At 44.1% G+C, this 20,306-nt stretch carries 14 protein-coding genes, 8 tRNA genes and 3 rRNA genes; 6 read left to right on the top strand and 19 right to left on the bottom strand.

Annotated elements, in window-relative coordinates:
- Positions 1-10 precede the first annotated feature (10 nt).
- The 5 genes from H171_RS19265 (at position 11) to H171_RS19285 (ending at position 6,211) form a co-directional block, all read left to right on the top strand.
- Entirely contained in the window at positions 11-1,045 is a 1,035-nt protein-coding gene (locus H171_RS19265; RefSeq protein WP_100306575.1) for a sensor histidine kinase, read from the top strand.
- Positions 1,042-2,472, top strand: a complete 1,431-nt coding sequence (locus tag H171_RS19270; protein ID WP_100306576.1) for a sugar ABC transporter ATP-binding protein — start codon at positions 1,042-1,044, stop codon at positions 2,470-2,472. The genes H171_RS19265 and H171_RS19270 overlap by 4 nt, the downstream gene beginning before the upstream one ends.
- A 224-nt stretch (positions 2,473-2,696) precedes the next feature.
- The gene (locus H171_RS19275; RefSeq protein ID WP_100306577.1) at positions 2,697-3,671 is read left to right on the top strand and encodes a sugar ABC transporter substrate-binding protein; all 975 of its coding nucleotides are present in this window, start codon (positions 2,697-2,699) and stop codon (positions 3,669-3,671) included.
- 36 nt (positions 3,672-3,707) lie between these two features.
- On the top strand, positions 3,708-5,213 hold the full coding sequence (locus tag H171_RS19280; RefSeq protein ID WP_100306578.1) for a sugar ABC transporter ATP-binding protein: 1,506 nt from the start codon (positions 3,708-3,710) through the stop codon (positions 5,211-5,213).
- Positions 5,210-6,211 (top strand): ABC transporter permease, encoded by a 1,002-nt coding sequence (locus tag H171_RS19285; protein ID WP_100306579.1) that lies wholly within the window; start codon positions 5,210-5,212, stop codon positions 6,209-6,211. The genes H171_RS19280 and H171_RS19285 overlap by 4 nt, the downstream gene beginning before the upstream one ends.
- A gap of 270 nt (positions 6,212-6,481) precedes the next feature.
- On the opposite strand, the gene H171_RS19290 is transcribed toward H171_RS19285, so the two are convergent.
- Together H171_RS19290 and H171_RS19295 are read right to left on the bottom strand one after the other, a co-directional pair.
- Positions 6,482-7,069 carry a guanylate kinase gene (locus H171_RS19290; protein ID WP_100306580.1) on the bottom strand — a complete coding sequence of 196 codons (588 nt, stop codon included), beginning with the start codon at positions 7,067-7,069 and terminating at the stop codon, positions 6,482-6,484.
- Positions 7,070-7,160: 91 nt separating this feature from the next.
- Positions 7,161-8,636, bottom strand: a complete 1,476-nt coding sequence (locus H171_RS19295; RefSeq protein ID WP_100306581.1) for an aminotransferase class I/II-fold pyridoxal phosphate-dependent enzyme — start codon at positions 8,634-8,636, stop codon at positions 7,161-7,163.
- A gap of 167 nt (positions 8,637-8,803) precedes the next feature.
- Between H171_RS19295 and H171_RS19300 the strand changes: the two genes are divergently transcribed.
- A complete protein-coding gene (locus H171_RS19300; RefSeq protein WP_025230668.1) occupies positions 8,804-9,034 on the top strand; it encodes a hypothetical protein in 231 nt (76 codons plus the stop codon).
- A gap of 48 nt (positions 9,035-9,082) precedes the next feature.
- Here the strand turns inward: H171_RS19300 and H171_RS19305 are convergent.
- The 17 genes from H171_RS19305 to H171_RS19385 all read right to left on the bottom strand — a co-directional run bounded on the left by H171_RS19305 (position 9,083) and on the right by H171_RS19385 (position 20,293).
- Positions 9,083-9,155: transfer RNA gene (locus H171_RS19305), tRNA-Lys, on the bottom strand.
- A 3-nt stretch (positions 9,156-9,158) separates the two neighbouring features.
- Positions 9,159-9,231, bottom strand: a tRNA-Phe gene (locus H171_RS19310).
- A gap of 48 nt (positions 9,232-9,279) precedes the next feature.
- A tRNA-Met gene (locus H171_RS19315) sits at positions 9,280-9,353 on the bottom strand.
- Positions 9,354-9,399: 46 nt separating this feature from the next.
- Positions 9,400-9,481: transfer RNA gene (locus tag H171_RS19320), tRNA-Tyr, on the bottom strand.
- Positions 9,482-9,502: 21 nt separating this feature from the next.
- Positions 9,503-9,575, bottom strand: a tRNA-Thr gene (locus H171_RS19325).
- A 36-nt stretch (positions 9,576-9,611) separates the two neighbouring features.
- A tRNA-Val gene (locus H171_RS19330) sits at positions 9,612-9,684 on the bottom strand.
- Positions 9,685-9,707: 23 nt separating this feature from the next.
- Positions 9,708-9,781, bottom strand: a tRNA-Asp gene (locus tag H171_RS19335).
- Between the two features lie 91 nt (positions 9,782-9,872).
- Positions 9,873-12,764, bottom strand: a 23S ribosomal RNA gene (locus H171_RS19340).
- 464 nt (positions 12,765-13,228) lie between these two features.
- Positions 13,229-13,346 (bottom strand): 5S ribosomal RNA (gene rrf / locus H171_RS19345).
- Positions 13,347-13,544: 198 nt separating this feature from the next.
- Positions 13,545-15,076: ribosomal RNA gene (locus tag H171_RS19350) — 16S ribosomal RNA — on the bottom strand.
- Together the 16S, 23S and 5S rRNA genes with 8 tRNA genes alongside form the textbook arrangement of a ribosomal RNA operon.
- Positions 15,077-15,453: 377 nt before the next feature.
- A tRNA-Ser gene (locus H171_RS19355) sits at positions 15,454-15,541 on the bottom strand.
- 86 nt (positions 15,542-15,627) lie between these two features.
- Positions 15,628-16,341, bottom strand: coding sequence for a lysophospholipid acyltransferase family protein (locus tag H171_RS19360; protein WP_100306582.1), 714 nt, complete (start codon positions 16,339-16,341; stop codon positions 15,628-15,630).
- Positions 16,342-16,345: 4 nt separating this feature from the next.
- A complete protein-coding gene (locus tag H171_RS19365) occupies positions 16,346-16,897 on the bottom strand; it encodes a Fe-S-containing hydro-lyase (RefSeq protein WP_100307591.1) in 552 nt (183 codons plus the stop codon).
- Positions 16,898-16,924: 27 nt separating this feature from the next.
- Positions 16,925-17,767 (bottom strand): fumarate hydratase, encoded by an 843-nt coding sequence (locus tag H171_RS19370; protein ID WP_100306583.1) that lies wholly within the window; start codon positions 17,765-17,767, stop codon positions 16,925-16,927.
- Positions 17,768-17,945: 178 nt separating this feature from the next.
- Positions 17,946-18,377: an RrF2 family transcriptional regulator gene (locus tag H171_RS19375; protein WP_100306584.1), complete on the bottom strand. Its 432-nt coding sequence runs from the start codon at positions 18,375-18,377 to the stop codon at positions 17,946-17,948.
- Between the two features lie 193 nt (positions 18,378-18,570).
- The gene (locus H171_RS19380; protein WP_100306585.1) at positions 18,571-18,843 is read right to left on the bottom strand and encodes an HPr family phosphocarrier protein; all 273 of its coding nucleotides are present in this window, start codon (positions 18,841-18,843) and stop codon (positions 18,571-18,573) included.
- 13 nt (positions 18,844-18,856) lie between these two features.
- A complete protein-coding gene (locus H171_RS19385; RefSeq protein ID WP_100306586.1) occupies positions 18,857-20,293 on the bottom strand; it encodes a glycoside hydrolase family 1 protein in 1,437 nt (478 codons plus the stop codon).
- Positions 20,294-20,306 lie beyond the last annotated feature (13 nt).

Genomic DNA, 20,306 nt, shown 5'->3' on the forward strand with positions numbered 1-20,306 from the left:
AGGAGATCATTTGAAAAAACAATGGTTAAAAAAACGGATTCTGATCTGGATAAGAGCCATGATTTCATGGAGCTGTCTTGCCCTGATCCTGTTATTTCTGATTCTGCTTAAACCGGAACTGACGGAATCCATTCTATATACAGTTATCGCATGGAGTATGCTGTTTTCCTTTTTCCTTATGCTTGCTATAGGTAAAGTCATGATTTTAGAACCCTTACGGACCATCCGGAAAAAAATAGAGCTTTTCAACGATGGAATCATTTTTACCGAAATATTTAAAAATCTGGAAGGAATCTCACCGGATACAGATGCCCTGCTTTTAAAGGTACACACCATCCTGGACAAGGATAAAATAATGGAAAATGCCAAACAGCAGGCAAGATACTTAGCCCTTCAAAATCAGATCAATCCTCATTTCCTCTATAATGTACTGGAATCCATACGTTCCGATGCGATTATGGCGGGAGTCCCGGAAATCGGAAAGATCACAGAAGCCCTTGCTGTATTCTTCCGCTATACAACTTCAAAAATGGAGAGTCTCAGCACCCTTCAGGAAGAGTTAAACAATGTAGAAAATTATTTTTTAATCCAGAAATACCGCTTTGATGATAAGCTGGAATTAAAAATCAAATTACCCCGGAATGATGAAGAAATATTAAAAACCCGGATCCCCAAGCTTACACTCCAGCCAATCGTGGAAAATGCCATTAAACACGGATTGGAGCCTAAGGTTTCAGGGGGAACCATTGTCATTGACATAGAGCATAGTGAAACCGTACTTTATCTTTCCGTGGTTGATGACGGGATCGGCATTGAAGAAACAAGGCTTGGCTGCCTCAATGAAAAGCTTTCCCGAATGGATGCCAATGACACTTCCGCCAATGAAGGAGGAAAGGGAGGAATTGCACTCATAAATGTAAATTCCAGAATCCGCCTTCTCATGGGTGACGAATATGGCATCCACATCTTAAGCACTCCTAGAATCGGAACCGAAGTATGTCTCACACTTCCTTATATGTTTGAGCAGACAGAAGGGATTGGATGATGAAAAAAGAAGTGATCCGTTATGAAAACATACACTGTTCCATGGATGGCCAGGCTTATTTAAATGGTCTCTTCTTTCGGGCATTTGAGGGGGAAATCTGCTGTGTCATCGTCAACAATACCATTGAAAAAGAATATTTCCTTCAGCTTCTATATGGAAACTTAAAACCGGGCTACGGCTGGTCCTATTATAAAGGGGAAAAAATAGTATCTTCCAAAATTCAGGAGCAGATGTTAAAGCAAACTGCATTTATCGGCCGCAACAAAGGAATCTTTTCTGAGCTGAGTGTCGCTGAGAACATTTTCGTGGCCAGCGGCAGGGTCCCCTTCTGGAGGCGGGTAAATCCTCTCTGCAGACACGCTCCGAAACTTCTTATGGATTGGGATATTTCCATTCCCCTGCTTGCGAAAGCCCACATGCTGGACCCCGGCATGCAGAAACAGGCCGAATTAATGCGCGCTTATGTCTCCGGATGTAGTCTGGCCGTTATAACGGATATTGAAATGATCATGACAGAAGAGCAGCTCAAAAATTTCTTTGCTCTGGTGACAAAGTTAAAAGAACGGGGGATGACGTTCCTCTACATTGTAAACAGCTCCACCAAATTATACAGATATGCTGATGAAATAACGATTATCAAAAACGGCAGAACCATCGGCCATATGAATCGGGAAGATTTCTCCAAATTTCAGACCTATATGAAATTGTTTGAAAAGACCAGAAAAAACACCTTAAAAAGAAATGACCTGTTACAAAAACAGATTGATAAAAAAACGGTTTTGGAATTCCAAAATGTAAAGCTGCCCGACCTTCCCGCATTAAACCTATCGTTAAATGCTGGAGAGGTCCTTAACATATTGGACCTGGATTCTGCAGAATGCAGAAATATCCTTCCAATTCTGCAGGGAGAATGTAGATTTGAAGCAGGTAAAATATTATTAAATGGAAAAGAATATTCCTTCCAATCCGTTCACCAGTCCATCCGGGATGGCATCGCCTTCATTGAAGCAAGGCCAATGGAAGAAATGCTGTTTGCCGATATGACCGTTCTGGACCAAATGACGTTCATGATACAGCAAAATAAAAAAAAGTTCTTTCTGAGAAAAAAATACAGAAAGATGACCCGGTACCTGTTGGATGGAATATTCAATGAAGAGGAATTGATGATGAAAACATACACGGTCAGTGATGAATGCAAACTAAAGCTTTTATATTACCGCTGGATTTTTGTACGGCCGCAGATCCTGGTATGCATAAAACCATTTTCTTCCGTTGATTTTCAAATGCGTCAGATCACCATCAATCTGTTAAAAGAAGTTTTGAAGTCAGGAATCTCTGTAATCATCATTACGAATCAGATTGCAGAAGCTTACACCATGGAAGGAAAGAATATTACCTTTCACAATGGGGCCATTGCAATGGATTAACTCTTTTCATTGAAAGTTTGTTGTATACTTTAACCATAAAAAAGTCTTATTTTTATTATTAATAAGGCTTTTTTTATTGTAAAAAGTCCATTTTCGAAAAATACACCCCCATTTAGCACAAAATATACCATTGTTTCATCCTCTTTTTACTGTTAAAATAACAAACACATATCATTCATTGAAACTATCAAAACGATTGAGAGTAGGAAGGGAGATTAAAATTAATGAAAAGAAAGATTTTATCCATGCTGTTAGTATCTGCCATACTTGCATCCGTGACTGGCTGCGGGGAACAAAAGACTGTTTCACAGCCAACTGCAACAGAAAAAACCGCCTCTGGGGATATCACCATTGGCGTTATTCTGAAAACACTTTCCAGTGAATACTGGGGTTATGTTGCGGCAGGTGTTCAAGCGGCCTCAAAAGATTTAGGGGTTAAGGTTGATCTGCAGGGTCCGGCCTCTGAAACAGCGTATGATGAACAGAACAATATGATCGAAACCATGCTCTCCGGCGGTGTAGATGCATTTGTCATCTCCCCCCTTCAATCAGACTCCGTAGCAAGCGTAATCGGAGATGTTAAAATTCCTGTTATAACCGTAGACACTGATGCGGAAATACCAGGAAAAGTCTCCTTCGTAGGAACCGGTAACGACAACGCAGCTTACCAGGGCGGTCTATTTGCAGCTAAAAAAGCCGGAAAAGGTGCAAAAGCTGCTATCATCGGCGGCGTTGAAGGCAATGCCACCAGCGATGCACGTCAGGCAGGATATACCAAAGCTTTAGAAGAGAATGGTGTAGAAGTTGTTTCCATACAGTATGCCCAGTCCAATCCGGATACCGCTGCAAATGTAATGGAAAATATTATAACTGCTCAGAACGGAGATATTCAGATCGTATGCTGCCATAACGATGATACAGCTGCAGGCGCATCCAATGCGGTAAAACAGCTTGGTTTAAAGGATGTAATTATCGTTGGCTTCGACGGCAACCAAAGCGGTGTTCAGAATATCATTGACGGCAACATCACTGCCACCTGCGCACAGGCTGCTTATACAATGGGCTATCAGGCGGTTGAAACAGCCCTTAAAGCCATAAAAGGAGAGACCGTTGAAACATTCGTAGATACGGGCTGTGAAGTCATTACAGCAGATAATGCAGAAGAATACTTAACAACACTGAAAGGCTACCTGAAATAATCCATTTGAATATGTACAGAAAGGTTTGTTGGCATTATGAGTAATTATTTGGTTGAGCTGAAAGGTGTAACAAAACGCTTCCCTGGTGTGGTAGCAATGCGAAACATGTCATTACAAATCAGACCTGGAGAGATCCACGGTCTGATCGGTGAAAACGGCGCCGGAAAATCCACTCTGATCAAGGTTCTGACCGGTGTACATATACCGGAAGAAGGCACCATTTATATAGAAGGAAACAAAGTTTCATTTAAGAATCCAAATGAAGCTGCAACTGCCGGTATTGCCTGTGTATATCAAGAATTAAATATTGTTAAACTCCTATCTGTCACAGACAATATTTTTATTAACAAAGCAATAAAAAAGAAAGGCAGCCCGTTTCTGGATTATGCCAAAATGCATGAAATAGCCCATGAAGTTATGCTTTCCCTGGGTCAGGACATAGCTGTAAAAAAAGAATGCGGTTCCTATGGTATGGGAATCCAGCAAATGGTGGAAATCGCAAAAGCAGTCCTGATCGATGCAAAACTCATCATCATGGATGAACCTACATCCAGCCTTGGGGAAAAGGAAGTGGAACAGTTAATGAAAACAGTTCGTTCCTTAAAGGAAAAAGGCATTGCAATTTTGTTCGTCTCCCATAAGCTGGAGGAGCTCTTTGAGCTTTGTGACCGCGTTACAGTCATGCGGGATGGAGAACACATCCTTACAAAAAATACGGAGGAATTGGATAATGATTCTCTGATCACAGCCATGGTAGGCAGAACATTGGATAATCAATACCCGAAAATTGAAGCGGAGACCGGTACGGAAGCCCTCCGTGTAGAGCATTTAAATTCCGCAGGTGTCTTAAGGGATGTAAGCTTTCATGCAAACCATGGAGAAATCCTCGGTTTTGCCGGTTTAGTAGGCGCCGGCAGAACCGAAACATTCCGGGCTGTATTCGGTGCTGATCCATATGACAGTGGAGATATTTATGTAAACGGGGATAAAGTGTCCATAAAGTCTCCAAAGGCCGGTATCCGCTGCGGGATGGCATTTTTAACAGAAGACCGCAAAGGGCAGGGACTTGTTCTTTCCCAATCAGTCCGAACAAACCTGATCTTAAGTAATATGAGACGCTGTACGAAAGGTCTGTTCTTTAATGAGAAACAGATTGATCAGCTGGCCGAAGAAAATATCAGCGACTTGAAAATAAAAACTCCCACTGCCGATGAGGTGGTGGGACAGCTGTCAGGCGGCAATCAGCAAAAAGTAGTCATCGGGAAATGGATCAATACAAACGCGGATATCTATATATTTGATGAACCGACCAGAGGAATTGACGTAGGTGCAAAGGTCGAAGTTTATAACATCATGAACCGTCTGGTCCGTGCGGGAAAATGTGTTATCATGATTTCTTCCGAATTACCAGAGATCATAGGAATGAGTGACCGGGTAATCGTCATGAGGGAAGGAAAAATCATGGGTGAACTTTCGAGAAAAACAGATGTACTGAATCAGGAAATAATCATGAAAGCGGCTTGGGGAGGCGAAATTCGATGAAGACAAAAAAAATGAAAGATATATTAGGAAAGGTGGCTCCTTTACTGGCCTTGGTTCTTTTATTCATTGTTTTAGCACTGGCAACTGATAAATTTTTTACACTCAACAATATGATGAATATTCTAAGACAAACGGCTGTTAACGGGCTGATCTCCGCAGCCATGCTGGTGGTACTGATTACGGCAGGCATCGACTTATCCGTTGGTGCAAATGCAATCCTGTGTGCATGTATGATGGGTATGCTGAAAACATCCTTCGGCATTACAAACTCTTTGGTATTAATCCTGGTCTGTATCATAACTGGAATTTCCGTTGGATTCTTAAACGGCATCCTGCTCACAAAAATGCATCTTCCCCATCCTTTCGTTTCAACCCTGGGTATGAAAAATGTATTGTGCGGACTGGCACTGCTGGTGGTCTCAACAAAGACAATCTCCGACTTTCCGGCTGCTGTTACATTTTTAGGTTCCAGCAACTTATTTAAAGTATCCGGCGGATTCTCCGGGATCCCCCTGTGCTTTATCATTTTAATATTAATCTATATCGTATATCATTTCTTTTTAAATAAAACTGCTCTTGGAAGAATGATTTACTGCGTAGGCGGTAATCCGGAAGCTGCCCGGCTTTCCGGAATCAATTCCGATAATATACTGATTTTTGTTTACAGCTTATCCGGATTTATGTGCTCCATTGCCGCTCTCGTTATAGTCGGACGCTCCGCTGTTGCCAATCCTTCTGCCGCCATATCACCATATGATACGGATGCCATTGCGGCTTGCATTATTGGCGGTGCCTCCTTTATGGGAGGAAAAGGAACCATCTGGGGAACTTTAATCGGAGCCCTGATGATTTCTACCATTCGAAATGGTTTAACACTCTTAAATACCTCCAGTTCCGTACAATATATTGTTATCGGCCTGGTTATCATTGCCGCTGTATTTATTGATGTAACAAGAACACGTATGGAAGCAAAGGCTAAACGGCTTGCAGCTAAATAAAAGTTTAACTAAAATAAGCATGAAAGGCGCTATGGGATTCCATATCTCTTTCATGCTTATTTTAACCTCATCAAGTAAGTCCCCCACTTCACCCCCGGAAAGGCATAAGTGGGGGACTTATTTGTGCCCCATAAACCGGGGAATGCCATCTCAGATGGGGTACAAGCCCCTTCTGACTAGCTGCGATAGGCAGCTATAAGGTTATGCCCGGTGAGGCGGGTTACGCTGTGAACAAGTAGCGAAACAGATTGCGAATATCCGCTTGACCCATTATATCTCTGCAGTCACAGCTTTTACAATCTCATCCAGGCACGATTCCAGCTCCTGGTTGCAGAATCTCTTATGAATTCCACATCTAAGGAGATTCTCTTCTTTAAAATCCTCTTCATCCGCCAGAAACCTTCTGCAAAGCTCCTTATATTTAGGTGTATTCTGACCCTTCTCCCGTTTAATCGCTCTCAAAAGCCGGTCTCCATCCTCAACCTCGATATAAATAGGAAATAACCTGTCCTCTCCAAAATAAGCCCTTGTTTTTTCATAAGATTCCAGGGTTCCGATCATCAAATATCCATTGTTCCCAACTAAATTAATCTGGCCGTCATCAACAGTAAAATAACTCCACGGACCATAAACAGTTTCATAAGTTCTCTCCTCAATGAGCCTGTGTTCTTTTCGGAATTCCTCCAGCTTATCTCTGGTAGTAAAATAATATTCCACCCCATCTTTTTCACCATCCCGAATCGGTCTGGTGGTATATAAAACAACTTTCTTTAATTGGGGAAGCTTCTTTAAAAGCCTTTTATAAACTGTATCTTTTCCGGAAGCACTTTTTCCCATTACATAGAATATTTTGCCCATATTATCTGCTCCATTTTTTATCCTATCTTTTATTTATCTTTTATTTATCTCTTTATTTAATTTCTTATTTCATTTTTTTATCTTATTTTATTTATCTTACATTTATTCCAGCTTCATCGACCACAAAAAGCTCTCTGGATTCCTCATCTTCCATCCCCTGCACCGCAAGGCCAAGCTCTTTATACTTCATAATCAGATCAATAGATTCCTTTTTTAAAACCTCTCCTGGTACAACGATGGGTATACCCGGGGGATACACATAAACAAATTCTGCTGATATCAAATCCTCTCCATCAGGAATTGCAATCCTGCGCCTTGGTTCATCCATAGCCTGAGCAATGGTCATCCGACTTTCCGGTACTCTCTCCAGCCCCTGATATAAGCGATTCTCATCTTCACAGCCGTTCTCCTCAGAAAGTCCGGAATCGATTTGAACCAGAGCTTTGTACAGCCGTTCAAGACCTTCCTGCGCATCAGCCAGAGTCGTAATGGCAGTCACATAGTCTGAACCGCACATCTCCATTTCCAGATGAAATTCCTTTCTCAGTCTGTCATCCAGCCAAGATCCCGATTTTCCTGTACCTCTTGTGGATACAATGATCTTTGAAAGGTCCATGTCATAGATTCCATTCAGCCCCTTCTCCTGAACCGTAAGAAGCCTTAAGTGTTTCATACCAGACAAAGTATTTCGGACTTCTCCTATTTTACCGGAAAAGAGCTTCATCTGCTCCTGCCCTTCGGCGGCCATATACCGTATACAACCCTCAATCCCTGCCATCAGCACGTAGGAGGGGCTGCTGGTCTGATACATATGCACATAGCGATCCAATCTCCCCATATCTACATACCCCTCCTTTACGTGCATAACAGCTGTCTGAGTAAAGGATGGAAGAGTCTTATGAAGGCTTTGAATCACCACATCCGCTCCAAGTTCTAAAGCTGAAACCGGAAATCCTCCATCTCTTCCAAAGGAAAAGTGTGCTCCATGGGCCTCATCCACAATGAGAGGCAGGCGGAATTTATGAACTACATCCGCTATGGCCTTAATATCAGATACAATCCCATCATAAGTTGGGGAGACAATAAACACCGCTTGAATCTTCCCATGACTCATCAACATTTCTTCAATTTTTTCCGGAATTAATCCACCTTGAATACCGAATTCAGGTATTATTTGTGGATAAATATATTCCACACTTAACTGATTGAGGAAAACTCCATAAAACGCTGACTTATGGCAGTTTCTGCTCATAAGAATAGTTCCACCCCTTGATACGGAACCACTAATAGCACTAAGTATCCCGCTGCTGCTTCCATTAACAAGATAATACGTTCTGTTACTACCGTAAACCCTGGAAGCCCATTCCATAGATTCCTTTAAAATTCCTTCCGGATGGTGCAGATTATCAAAACCATGGATCTCCGTTATATCTATGGAAAAAGGATTTGGAAAATCAGCTGCAAATAATCCATGATACTGCCTTTTATGTCCCGGCATATGAAAAGGATAAAAATCTGATTCTCCATATTCCATTAACTTCTTTAATAAATTCGGTGTATCATTCATAGTATGAACCGCCTTTCGTCTGCATAAACCACTGGGCTCATTCCCTGTTTTTTACATTTTTCTTCATAATTCAACTCTTTTAGTATAGCATCCTTATCCTCTCTTTACAATTTTTTCTCACAGCGCTATAATATAATTTTGGAAATGAAAAAGGAGATGGTTATATCATGAGATTAATCGAATTTAAGATGGAGCGTCCCGGTCTGGTTAAAGCCGGAGATGAAGTTCAGATCATAGAAAGGGAGGGAACCAGCAGCTATAGCTATATCATAGACCCTGCAGTGGCCATGTCCGGCTGTTACGTGGGACGAGACCGGATCAAATCTGATCACGGCATTGTAAAAGAAATAAAACACAATGACCGGGGATATTATGTGATTGTGGAATTTGATGAATAATCATAGCAAATAAAAAGCCCTGAAACATTTCTGTTTCAAGGCTTGTCATGAGACACCGGGGACTCGAACCCCGGACAACTTGATTAAAAGTCAAGTGCTCTACCACCTGAGCTAGTATCCCATATGCCCAAAGCCGGAATCGAACCAGCGACACGAGGATTTTCAGTCCTCTGCTCTACCAACTGAGCTATCTGGGCCTATGTACTTTCATTCGTACACGTTTTTGAAAAATTAGTCAAAAAAAATTGCGGGGGCAGGATTTGAACCTGCGACCTTCGGGTTATGAGCCCGACGAGCTTCCAGACTGCTCCACCCCGCGTTATTCAATTATAGTATATGCAGTGATTAAGATTTTAATCACTAAATGGATGGAGATGGATTCGAACCATCGAAGCGTGTCGCAACAGATTTACAGTCTGCCCCCTTTGGCCACTCGGGAACCCATCCATATTTTATTAAAGTGATGCAAGCCGATGATCGGACTCGAACCGATAACCTGCTGATTACAAATCAGCTGCTCTGCCAATTGAGCCACATCGGCACAAATCTTCTCATGCGTGTTGCTATGCATACTGAATGGGACCTATAGGGCTCGAACCTATGACCCTCTGCTTGTAAGGCAGATGCTCTCCCAGCTGAGCTAAGATCCCATATACAAAATTCAGTTATCAAACGACCCGGATGGGATTCGAACCCACGACCTCCGCCGTGACAGGGCGGCGCTCTAACCAGCTGAGCCACCAGGCCAAACCTTTTTGAAGGCTGTTGCATATACCCTCAAAACCACACATTGCTACATATCTATCTTCATCCGTTCTTTCCTCTTACCTAAACCAACCTGGTTAAGCCCTCGACCTATTAGTGACAGTCAGCTACACATGTTGCCATGCTTCCACCTCTGCCCTATCTACCTCGTCGTCTTCAAGGGGTCTTACTCTTGCGATGGGATATCTCATCTTGAGGGGGGCTTCACGCTTAGATGCCTTCAGCGTTTATCCCTTCCCGACTTGGCTACTCTGCCATGGCCTTGATAGCCAACAGATACACCAGAGGTCAGTCCATCCCGGTCCTCTCGTACTAAGGACAGCTCCTCTCAAATATCCTACGCCCACGCCGGATAGGGACCGAACTGTCTCACGACGTTCTGAACCCAGCTCGCGTACCGCTTTAATGGGCGAACAGCCCAACCCTTGGGACCTACTACAGCCCCAGGATGCGATGAGCCGACATCGAGGTGCCAAACCACTCCGTCGATGTGAACTCTTGGGAGTGATAAGCCTGTTATCCCCAGGGTAGCTTTTATCCGTTGAGCGATGGCAATCCCACTTTATACCACCGGATCACTAAGTCCTAGTTTCCTACCTGCTCCACCCGTCGGTGTCGCAGTCAAGCTCCCTTATGCCTTTGCACTCTTCGAATGGTTTCCGTCCATTCTGAGGGAACCTTTGAGCGCCTCCGATACCCTTTCGGAGGCGACCGCCCCAGTCAAACTCCCCGCCTGACATTGTCCCCCAGCCAGGTCATGGCTGCAGGTTAGAAATCCAATACCGCAAGGGTGGTATCCCAACATCGGCTCTGATAAGACTGGCGTCCTATCTTCACTGCCTCCCACCTATCCTGTACATGCAGTACCGAATCCCAGTATCAAGCTGGAGTAAAGCTCCATGGGGTCTTTCCGTCCTGGCGCAGGTAACCAGCATCTTCACTGGTACTTCAATTTCACCGGGTGCATTGTTGAGACAGCGCTCAAATCATTACGCCTTTCGTGCGGGTCGGAACTTACCCGACAAGGAATTTCGCTACCTTAGGACCGTTATAGTTACGGCCGCCGTTTACTGGGGCTTAAATTCAGAGCTTCGCGTTGCCGCTAACCCCTCCTCGTAACCTTCCAGCACCGGGCAGGCGTCAGCCCATATACCTCACCTTTCGGTTTTGCATAGACCTGTGTTTTTGCTAAACAGTTGCTTGAGCCTATTCTCTGCGGCCTGGTTTCCCAGGCACCCCTTATCCCGAAGTTACGGGGTCATTTTGCCGAGTTCCTTAACAATGCTTCTCCCGCCGGCCTTAGGATTCTCTCCTCATCCACCTGTGTCGGTTTACGGTACGGGCACATATCACACAATAGCGGCTTTTCTTGACAGCCCCTACGAAGACTTCCCTACTTGTGTTCGGTACGCGTCACACCTTCCTGTTGCTGGGTGGATTTGCCATTCCAGCCAGTCCAGTGCTTGCCCCGGTCTTTTCATTCCCGGGTTCTTCTTCGGTTCTGTGTCCCCACAGTTCTGATGATATGCGGTACAGGAATTTCAACCTGTTGTCCATCGACTACGTCTTTCGACCTCGCCTTAGGCCCCGACTTACCCAGAGCAGATCAGCTTTACTCTGGAAACCTTAGATATTCGGCCTGGAGGATTCTCACCTCCATCTCGCTACTCATTCCGGCATTCTCTCTTCTTAACACTCCACATCTCCTTACGGTAATGCTTCTGTGCGTTAAGAATGCTCCTCTACCAATGTATCTTACGATACATTCCACAGCTTCGGTGTCGTGTTTTAGCCCCGGACATTTTCGGCGCAGGACCTCTCGACTAGTGAGCTATTACGCACTCTTTGAATGTGTGGCTGCTTCTAAGCCAACATCCTAGTTGTCTGTGAAATCCCACATCCTTTTCCACTTAACACGCACTTTGGGACCTTAGCTGGTGGTCTGGGCTCTTTCCCTTTTGACTACCCAACTTATCTCGTGCAGTCTGACTCCCGTACATCATCTGGCCGGCATTCGGAGTTTGATATTCTTTGGTAAGCTTTGACGCCCCCTAGGAAATTCAGTGCTCTACCTCCGGCAGACTAATACGAGGCTAGCCCTAAAGCTATTTCGAGGAGAACCAGCTATCTCCGGGTTCGATTGGAATTTCTCCCCTACCCACACCTCATCGCCACCCTTTTCAACGGATGTGCGTTCGGTCCTCCATTTCCTTTTACGGAAACTTCAACCTGGACATGGGTAGATCACCCGGTTTCGGGTCTACCTTTACTGACTTAACGCCCTATTAAGACTTGGTTTCCCTTCGGCTCCGCACCTTAAGTGCTTAACCTTGCCAGTAACGGTAACTCGCCGGACCGTTCTACAAAAAGTACGCGGTTCCACCTTTAACGTGGTTCCACAGCTTGTAAACACAGGGTTTCAGGTTCTCTTTCACTCCCCTCCCGGGGTCCTTTTCACCTTTCCTTCACAGTACTATGCGCTATCGGTCACTAAGTAGTATTTAGCCTTGGGGGGTGGTCCCCCCGAATTCCCACAAGGTTTCTCGTGTCTCGTGGTACTTTGGATCCTGCTCGCTGACTATTGCTTTCCCATACAAGGCTTTCACTTTCTATGGCCGGTCTTTCCAGGACCGTTCTGGTAACAAATCGTCTCACTTATTGCAGTCCATAACCCCAGTATGCACGCATACTGGTTTAGGCTCCTTCCATTTCGCTCGCCGCTACTTTGGAAATCGAGTTTTCTTTCTTTTCCTCCGGGTACTTAGATGTTTCAGTTCCCCGGGTTCCCGACGTATGGCTATGGATTCACCATACGACAACTGAGGTTTGCTCAGCTGGGTTTCCCCATTCAGATATCTCCGGATCAAAGGATATTTGCTCCTCCCCGAAGCTTTTCGCAGCTTATCACGTCTTTCATCGGCTCTTAGTGCCAAGGCATCCACCCTGCGCTCTTATTAGCTTAACCAATTCGATGTTCACCTGCGGGTGCGGGCTACTAATCTAAGATACATAGCGTTGTATCTCTGGTCTTAGGTTTGTTATTTCACCGTACGTTACGGTTACTTTAACGAGTTTTGTTTGGTTACATCTTGCGATGTAACACCTCGGATGTCTTGATTATGTTTTTATACTTTGACATATAAAAACTAATCTAGATATATTTCAATATGTGGTTTTCAAGGTACATACAAGACGTCATCAGAAACATTAAATGCTTTCCTTTGGCATCATCTGACTGAAGTTTATCAGTCATTCGCTTGCTCGATGGACTCGAACCCACGAATCACTGGTAAAAACCAGCTATATAAAACAGCACTGCCCTGCTGAATCAGGTTAACACATTCTTTAACACAGGCTTCGCTTTTCCCTCCGCCCATTGGAACATGTCCGTTCTATATAAAACACTCATTTGAGTGATTTTTTTAAGTAATCTGGCACCCACCTGCTCTCCCATGCCGTCTCCAGCATAGTACCATCGGCCGCTTAAGTCTTAACCATCGTGTTCGGGATGGGAACGGGTGTCTCCCCTAAGCGCATCGGCACCAGAAATTTCGTGTCTTACTAGTAATGCGTGCACAACGGAATGGAAATGTGTGTTGAAAGCTTGCTTTCATAAGCACATTTGTATTCTGTTGTATAAGCGGCGCAGCCGCGACCGGGCGAACTTGTTCGCAAGGTTACACATTACGGAACTTTGAAACATAAGACTCAACAGTATATAAAACCCTTACTTCTTCTTCCTTAGAAAGGAGGTGATCCAGCCGCACCTTCCGATACGGCTACCTTGTTACGACTTCACCCCAGTTATCAGTCCCGCCTTCGGCAGCTCCCTCCTTACGGTTGGGTCACTGACTTCGGGCGTTACCAACTCCCATGGTGTGACGGGCGGTGTGTACAAGACCCGGGAACGTATTCACCGCGGCATTCTGATCCGCGATTACTAGCGATTCCAGCTTCATGTAGTCGAGTTGCAGACTACAATCCGAACTGAGACGTTATTTTTGGGGTTTGCTCCAGATCGCTCCTTTGCCTCCCTTTGTTTACGCCATTGTAGCACGTGTGTAGCCCAAATCATAAGGGGCATGATGATTTGACGTCATCCCCACCTTCCTCCAGGTTATCCCTGGCAGTCTCCCCAGAGTGCCCAACTTGACTTGCTGGCTACTAAGGATAAGGGTTGCGCTCGTTGCGGGACTTAACCCAACATCTCACGACACGAGCTGACGACAACCATGCACCACCTGTCTGGAATGCCCCGAAGGGAAGGGATCGTTACATCCCGGTCATTCCGATGTCAAGACTTGGTAAGGTTCTTCGCGTTGCTTCGAATTAAACCACATGCTCCACCGCTTGTGCGGGTCCCCGTCAATTCCTTTGAGTTTCATTCTTGCGAACGTACTCCCCAGGTGGAATACTTATTGCGTTAGCGGCGGCACCGAAGAGCTTTGCTCCCCAACACCTAGTATTCATCGTTTACGGCGTGGACTACCAGGGTATCTAATCCTGTTTGCTCCCCACGCTTTCGAGCCTCAACGTCAGTTACAGTCCAGTAAGCCGCCTTCGCCACTGGTGTTCCTCCTAATATCTACGCATTTCACCGCTACACTAGGAATTCCACTTACCTCTCCTGCACTCTAGCACCACAGTTTCCAAAGCAGTCCCGGGGTTGAGCCCCGGGCTTTCACTCCAGACTTGCAGTGCCGTCTACGCTCCCTTTACACCCAGTAAATCCGGATAACGCTTGCCCCCTACGTATTACCGCGGCTGCTGGCACGTAGTTAGCCGGGGCTTCTTAGTCAGGTACCGTCATTTTCTTCCCTGCTGATAGAGCTTTACATACCGAAATACTTCTTCACTCACGCGGCGTCGCTGGATCAGGGTTTCCCCCATTGTCCAATATTCCCCACTGCTGCCTCCCGTAGGAGTTTGGGCCGTGTCTCAGTCCCAATGTGGCCGGTCACCCTCTCAGGTCGGCTACTGATCGTCGGCTTGGTGGGCCGTTACCTCACCAACTACCTAATCAGACGCGGGTCCATCTCATACCACCGGAGTTTTTCACACCGTACCATGCGGCACTGTGTGCTTATGCGGTATTAGCAGTCGTTTCCAACTGTTATCCCCCTGTATGAGGCAGGTTACCCACGCGTTACTCACCCGTCCGCCGCTCAGTCAATTTCAATTCCGTCCGAAAACTTCCTTGAAATCGCTTCGCTCGACTTGCATGTGTTAAGCACGCCGCCAGCGTTCATCCTGAGCCAGGATCGAACTCTCAAATTAAATGGTGTTCAATCCGGGGTCAAAATCAACTAACTAGCTAATTTATTTCCCGTTTTACTTGTTGTTTGGTTCGTATACAATTGCTTGTATTCGTTCTGAAATTTTCTCATTCAAAGCCATCAAACATGGCTTGTTTTATTAGAATTTTCAGGGTTTTACATACTGTTCAATCTTCTGTTTTCAAGGTGCTTCGTGTTGTCCTGCTTTCTTAACAGCAACTCATTTATTCTATCACAGCGTTTCTGTTCTGTCAACACTTTTTTTATTTTTATTTTTTCACTGCTTTTCGACAGCTGGTATATAGTAACACATCTTTATTTCTATGTCAACTACTTTTTTCACTGCCTTGAAGTAAAAAATAATCACTTGGAAATGAGCGGAGAAAGAGGGATTTGAACCCTCGCGCCGGTTGCCCGACCTACACCCTTAGCAGGGGCGCCTCTTCGGCCTCTTGAGTATTTCTCCGTAGTTCATAATTTCCATATGATTGGTCTTTCAAGTAAAAACTTTTCCAGACGCATTGACAATTATACAAGATATAATTCGACTTGTCAACCTATTTTTTGATTTATTTCTTCCTGTATTTTGTCATGTACCATTTCCGCTATCTGGATGGTTTTCATCTTCTGATAATCTTCCGCATAAAGCGGCTTTAAGAAGCAAACCTGCACGGTTTGTTTTCTGGAAGAGTTCTCATCAAAGGGTTTGAAACAATCAATCAGTGCAACCGGCACGATGGGACATTTGGCATTTACGGCGCTTTTAAAAGTTCCTCCCTTAAATGCCAGCAGCTTATTTCCTTCACGGCTACGGGTTCCCTCTGGGAAGATTGCAAAGTTCTTTCCCATTTTTACCTTTTCCGCCATCTTAGTTATGATTTCCATAGAAGCCCTGATGTCCTGGCGGTCTATGGAAAAGCCATCTAATGCCTTGATTACCTGCTTTACTAAAATAAGTCTGGCGGCTTCTTTTTTTACAACTACACTAAAAGGTTGGGGGCAGGCTTCCATAAGAGCCAGTACATCAAACAATCCCTGATGGTTGGGAAACAGGATAAAACCATTTTCAGCGGGCAGATTCTCAACTCCCTGAACCTCAACCTTAATGCGCCCTGTTTTATTTACCGTTTTCACTACATGACGGAGATAATCATAGCGCTGCTCATCGGTATGAGTATCCTTCGGAAGGCCCATCTTCCATATACGGTAAAACCATACAGGAACACGAAAAAGATTTCTTACTACCATATAGAAGATACGATTCATATTTTTAATCCTCCCTGTATCTTTCTATGGCTGTTTCATATAAATTGTTTCCTTTGCTGTCTATGACAACTATCACTGGGAAGTCTTTGATTTCCAGACGCCTTATAGCCTCTGTTCCTAAATCTTCATAAGCAATTACTTCAGAGGAAAGGATGCATTTAGAAAGAAGAGCTCCGGCTCCTCCCACCGCTGCAAAATAAACGGACTCGTTTCTTACAATGGCCTCTATGACTTCTTTGCTTCTTTTCCCCTTTCCGATCATTCCTCCCATTCCCATATCCAGAAGAAGGGGCGTGTACTTATCCATGCGGCTGGCTGTGGTCGGTCCGGCGGAACCGATGGGGCGTCCTTCCCTGGCTGGGGATGGTCCCATATAATAAATCATATTTCCTTCTATATCAAAGGGAAGACTTCCCTTTTGGTCCAAAGCTTCTTTCATTCTTTTATGAGCGGCATCCCGTGCAGTATAAATGGTCCCAGTCAGATAAACGTAATCTCCTGCACTTAAGTTCTTTGCATCTTCCCTGCTGATCGGTACCTTTATGTGATGATCCATGGTCTCCTCCATTCTTTGCTCCAATCATTATATGACCCTGTGTGCATGTCTGTTTACATGACAACAGATGTTAACTGCCACAGGCAGCCCAGCTATGTGAGTCGGATAGGTTTCAATATTTACGGCCAGGGCGGTGATCCTTCCCCCCAGACCTCCAGGCCCGATTCCAAGCTTGTTGATTTTCTCAAGCATCTCAGATTCTAAGTCTTTTACATAGGGAATAGAGGATCGTTTCTCAATATCCCTGGTCAATGCCTGCTTGGCTAACTGGGCACATTTTTCAAACGTTCCGCCAATTCCTACTCCAACCACCATGGGAGGACATGCATTTGGTCCGGCTTCCTTAACTGCGTTTAATATGGAATCCTTGATCCCTTCCAATCCATCCGAGGGCTTTAACATGAATATGCGGCTCATGTTTTCACTTCCAAACCCTTTGGGAGCAACTGTTATATCTATCTGATCTCCGCTCACAACTTCATAATGGATGACTGCAGGGGTATTATCTTTTGTATTTATCCGCTCCACCGGCTCCACCACAGACTTTCTTAAATACCCTTCTATATACCCTTCTCTTACTCCCTGATTGATTGCATCGGTAAGGTTTCCGCCTTCTATATGTACGTCCTGTCCTATCCTTACAAATATAACTGCCATCCCAGTGTCCTGGCAAATGGGGATCATATCTTCTCCCGCTATCTTTAAGTTCTCCTTCAGCTGGCAGAGCACCTGTCTGCCGAGGGGTGAGGTTTCTTCATCCACTGCCTTAAGAAATACCTTCTCCATATCACTTGACAGCACATGGTTGGCTTCTATGCACATTTCTTTTACGTTATTCGTTATTTCTTCAATTTTAACCGTTCTGATCATACATTCCTCCAGATTTGCAGGCACCTTTGTTTTATTTCATCATAAATGATTCTTATTGCGAAATCAAGTTTAAACACAAAATAAGACAGGGAATGCTTTAATTATCATTCCCTGCCTTATTTAAAAGAAGTTTTACTGAAAGGTTCAGCCAACAGCTGATTTTCTTTCATAGAGAAAATCATGCTTTAGAATCATGACGATTCCTGATTAGTTTTTCCTGAATATCTTTTATAGTGATCTCTTCCATTCTTCTTCTGCAAAGTTCATTTAAATCCCCATAAATTTCATCCATGACTCCTGACATACCAGAAGCAATCATACAAGGGGTATCTACATTACCGGATTTCCAGGAAGAGGATACAAAGGTAACATCCAAAGCATCACAAATGCTTCTTAAATTTACTTCTGAGGAATCTTTGCCAAAATGATAGCCGCCCTCCAGCCCTTCCTTCGTTGTGATTATTCCGGCTTTTTTTAATTTTGCCATCACCTTTCTTACCCGGGCAGGATTGGTGCATACATTGGAAGCCAGTTCCTCACTGGAAATGGTGACCTTCCTCTGGTTTAAATAAACTACTCCATGAACCGCTACTGCAAACTCACTTGTCATACGAATCCCCTATTTCATAGATATAATTTTCTTAGCGAAGTCAAACATAGTGCCGACGATGCTTAGAAAATCAGCCGTTCGATGTACCACTTGGCGAATCGAACTTCCTTGATCTGTAATTGATATAGTTTCAGTTTATATTTTATCAATTTGGAGGATCATTGTCAAGCGTACTTCCTTACCTTCATGGAATTCAGCGGTCTTGGGATAATCCAATGTTTGCTATCAGATCTTTCAACTGCTCAATCGCCTGGTTTTCATCATCTCCAGTGGCTGTTATTGTTACCCGTTCTTTCTGTCTGACTGCTAATCTCATAATAGCAAGAGGATTTTTTAGATCGGCTTCCATCTCTTCTTTTTTTAATAAGATATGAGAGATAAACTTTTTAGCTGCTGCAGCCATATCTGCTGCCGGCCTGGCATGAATCCCCATAGCATCCTGAACTACAAATTCAAACTGCTTCACAAAGCACCTCCTGTTAAGCCAGATCCTCACCGCCCGATGCAATCACTTTTTTCATCCATGCATAACTGTCCTTTTTAATTCTTTTTCCTGTTCCATTTCCATAATCGTCATAATCTACATAAATAAAACCATAACGTTTGCTCATCTCACAGGAAGAGCAGGAAATAATATCGATCGGCCCCCATGCATAATAGCCTCTTAGATCTACCCCGTCGCGAATGGCTTCCTTCATCTGCTCAATATGGGCCCGGAGATAGTTCACTCTGTAAGAATCATGAATTTCTCCATTTTCCACTTCATCGTAGTATCCCACTCCATTTTCGGTTATATAAATAGGCTTTTGATATCTGTCATAAAATTCATTTAATAAGATCCTGAGTCCAATAGGATCGATGGTCCATCCCCACGGATTTGCCGGCAGCTGCTTATTCCTGTATGCCTCATTTCCATTCTCATAACTCTCCTTTGAACATATCTGAGTATAATAATAGGAAAATGAGAAAAAGTCAGCCGTATTTTTTAAATCCTCTTCATCACTGTCTTCAAATGTAAGCTTAATATTCCAATCCTCAAAGAAACGGTATGCATAGCCGGGATAATATCCCCGGAGCAATACATCAGCAAAAAAATACTCCATCTGATTGTGTTTCAATGTTGCCAACACATCCTCGGACTTGCATGTGGCAGCATACTCCGGCCCGCCGCACAGCATCATGCCGATCTGCATTTCAGGATGTTTTTCATGTGCATATTTTGTGGCCCTGGCACATGCCACCATCTCATGATGGACTGCCTGATATTTTGCAGAACGGAGATCATCAACCGTGTCTTCCGCGACTCCAAGGTGATTAAAGGACTCATGGCCGATCAAATTAATTTGATTGACAATAATCCAGTACTTTACCTTACCTGCATACCGGTCGAATACGGTTCTGCAATACTTTACGAAAAAATCAATGGTCTCTCTGGAATACCAGCCTTTATATGCAGTGGTTAAGTGAAGAGGCATCTCATAATGAGAAATGGTGATCATTGGCTCCATGCCATTTTTAATGATCTCATCAAATAACTTATCATAAAATTCAAGCCCCTTCTCATTTGGCTGACCATCATCTCCGTTTGGATATATTCTTGCCCAGTTAATGGAAGTTCTGAATGTTTTTAATCCCAGATCAGCCAGCATTTTTAAATCCTCAGGATAGGTATGGTAAAAATCAATGCCTCTCCTTTTGGGGAAATTTTTATCATTGCTTTGTAAGGCTTCTTCTATATACGATCTGGTTATTTCCCCATTGGAACGCTTTTCAATGGGAAGATCTTTTTGAAACTCGTTAATATCTGCCAGGCATAGGCCTTTGCCGTCCAGGTCAAAAGCACCTTCCAGCTGATTTGCCGCTACCGCACCTCCCCACATAAAGTTTGATGGGAAACCTTTTGGTACTTTATTCATGATGTTCTCCCTT

This window comes from [Clostridium] celerecrescens 18A, from assembly GCF_002797975.1.
In the GTDB taxonomy this organism is placed as follows: domain Bacteria; phylum Bacillota; class Clostridia; order Lachnospirales; family Lachnospiraceae; genus Lacrimispora; species Lacrimispora celerecrescens.

Bases quoted from the DNA above. Each gene is read 5' to 3' on its own strand.
- H171_RS19270 (WP_100306576.1), top strand. From the start codon at position 1,042: ATGATGAAAAAAGAAGTGATCCGTTATGAAAACATACACTGTTCCATG.
- H171_RS19275 (WP_100306577.1), top strand. From the start codon at position 2,697: ATGAAAAGAAAGATTTTATCCATGCTGTTAGTATCTGCCATACTTGCA.
- H171_RS19280 (WP_100306578.1), top strand. From the start codon at position 3,708: ATGAGTAATTATTTGGTTGAGCTGAAAGGTGTAACAAAACGCTTCCCT.
- H171_RS19285 (WP_100306579.1), top strand. From the start codon at position 5,210: ATGAAGACAAAAAAAATGAAAGATATATTAGGAAAGGTGGCTCCTTTA.
- H171_RS19290 (WP_100306580.1), bottom strand. From the start codon at position 7,069: ATGGGCAAAATATTCTATGTAATGGGAAAAAGTGCTTCCGGAAAAGAT.
- H171_RS19295 (WP_100306581.1), bottom strand. From the start codon at position 8,636: ATGAATGATACACCGAATTTATTAAAGAAGTTAATGGAATATGGAGAA.
- H171_RS19300 (WP_025230668.1), top strand. From the start codon at position 8,804: ATGAGATTAATCGAATTTAAGATGGAGCGTCCCGGTCTGGTTAAAGCC.
- H171_RS19360 (WP_100306582.1), bottom strand. From the start codon at position 16,341: ATGAATCGTATCTTCTATATGGTAGTAAGAAATCTTTTTCGTGTTCCT.
- H171_RS19365 (WP_100307591.1), bottom strand. From the start codon at position 16,897: ATGGATCATCACATAAAGGTACCGATCAGCAGGGAAGATGCAAAGAAC.
- H171_RS19370 (WP_100306583.1), bottom strand. From the start codon at position 17,767: ATGATCAGAACGGTTAAAATTGAAGAAATAACGAATAACGTAAAAGAA.
- H171_RS19375 (WP_100306584.1), bottom strand. From the start codon at position 18,377: ATGACAAGTGAGTTTGCAGTAGCGGTTCATGGAGTAGTTTATTTAAAC.
- H171_RS19385 (WP_100306586.1), bottom strand. From the start codon at position 20,293: ATGAATAAAGTACCAAAAGGTTTCCCATCAAACTTTATGTGGGGAGGT.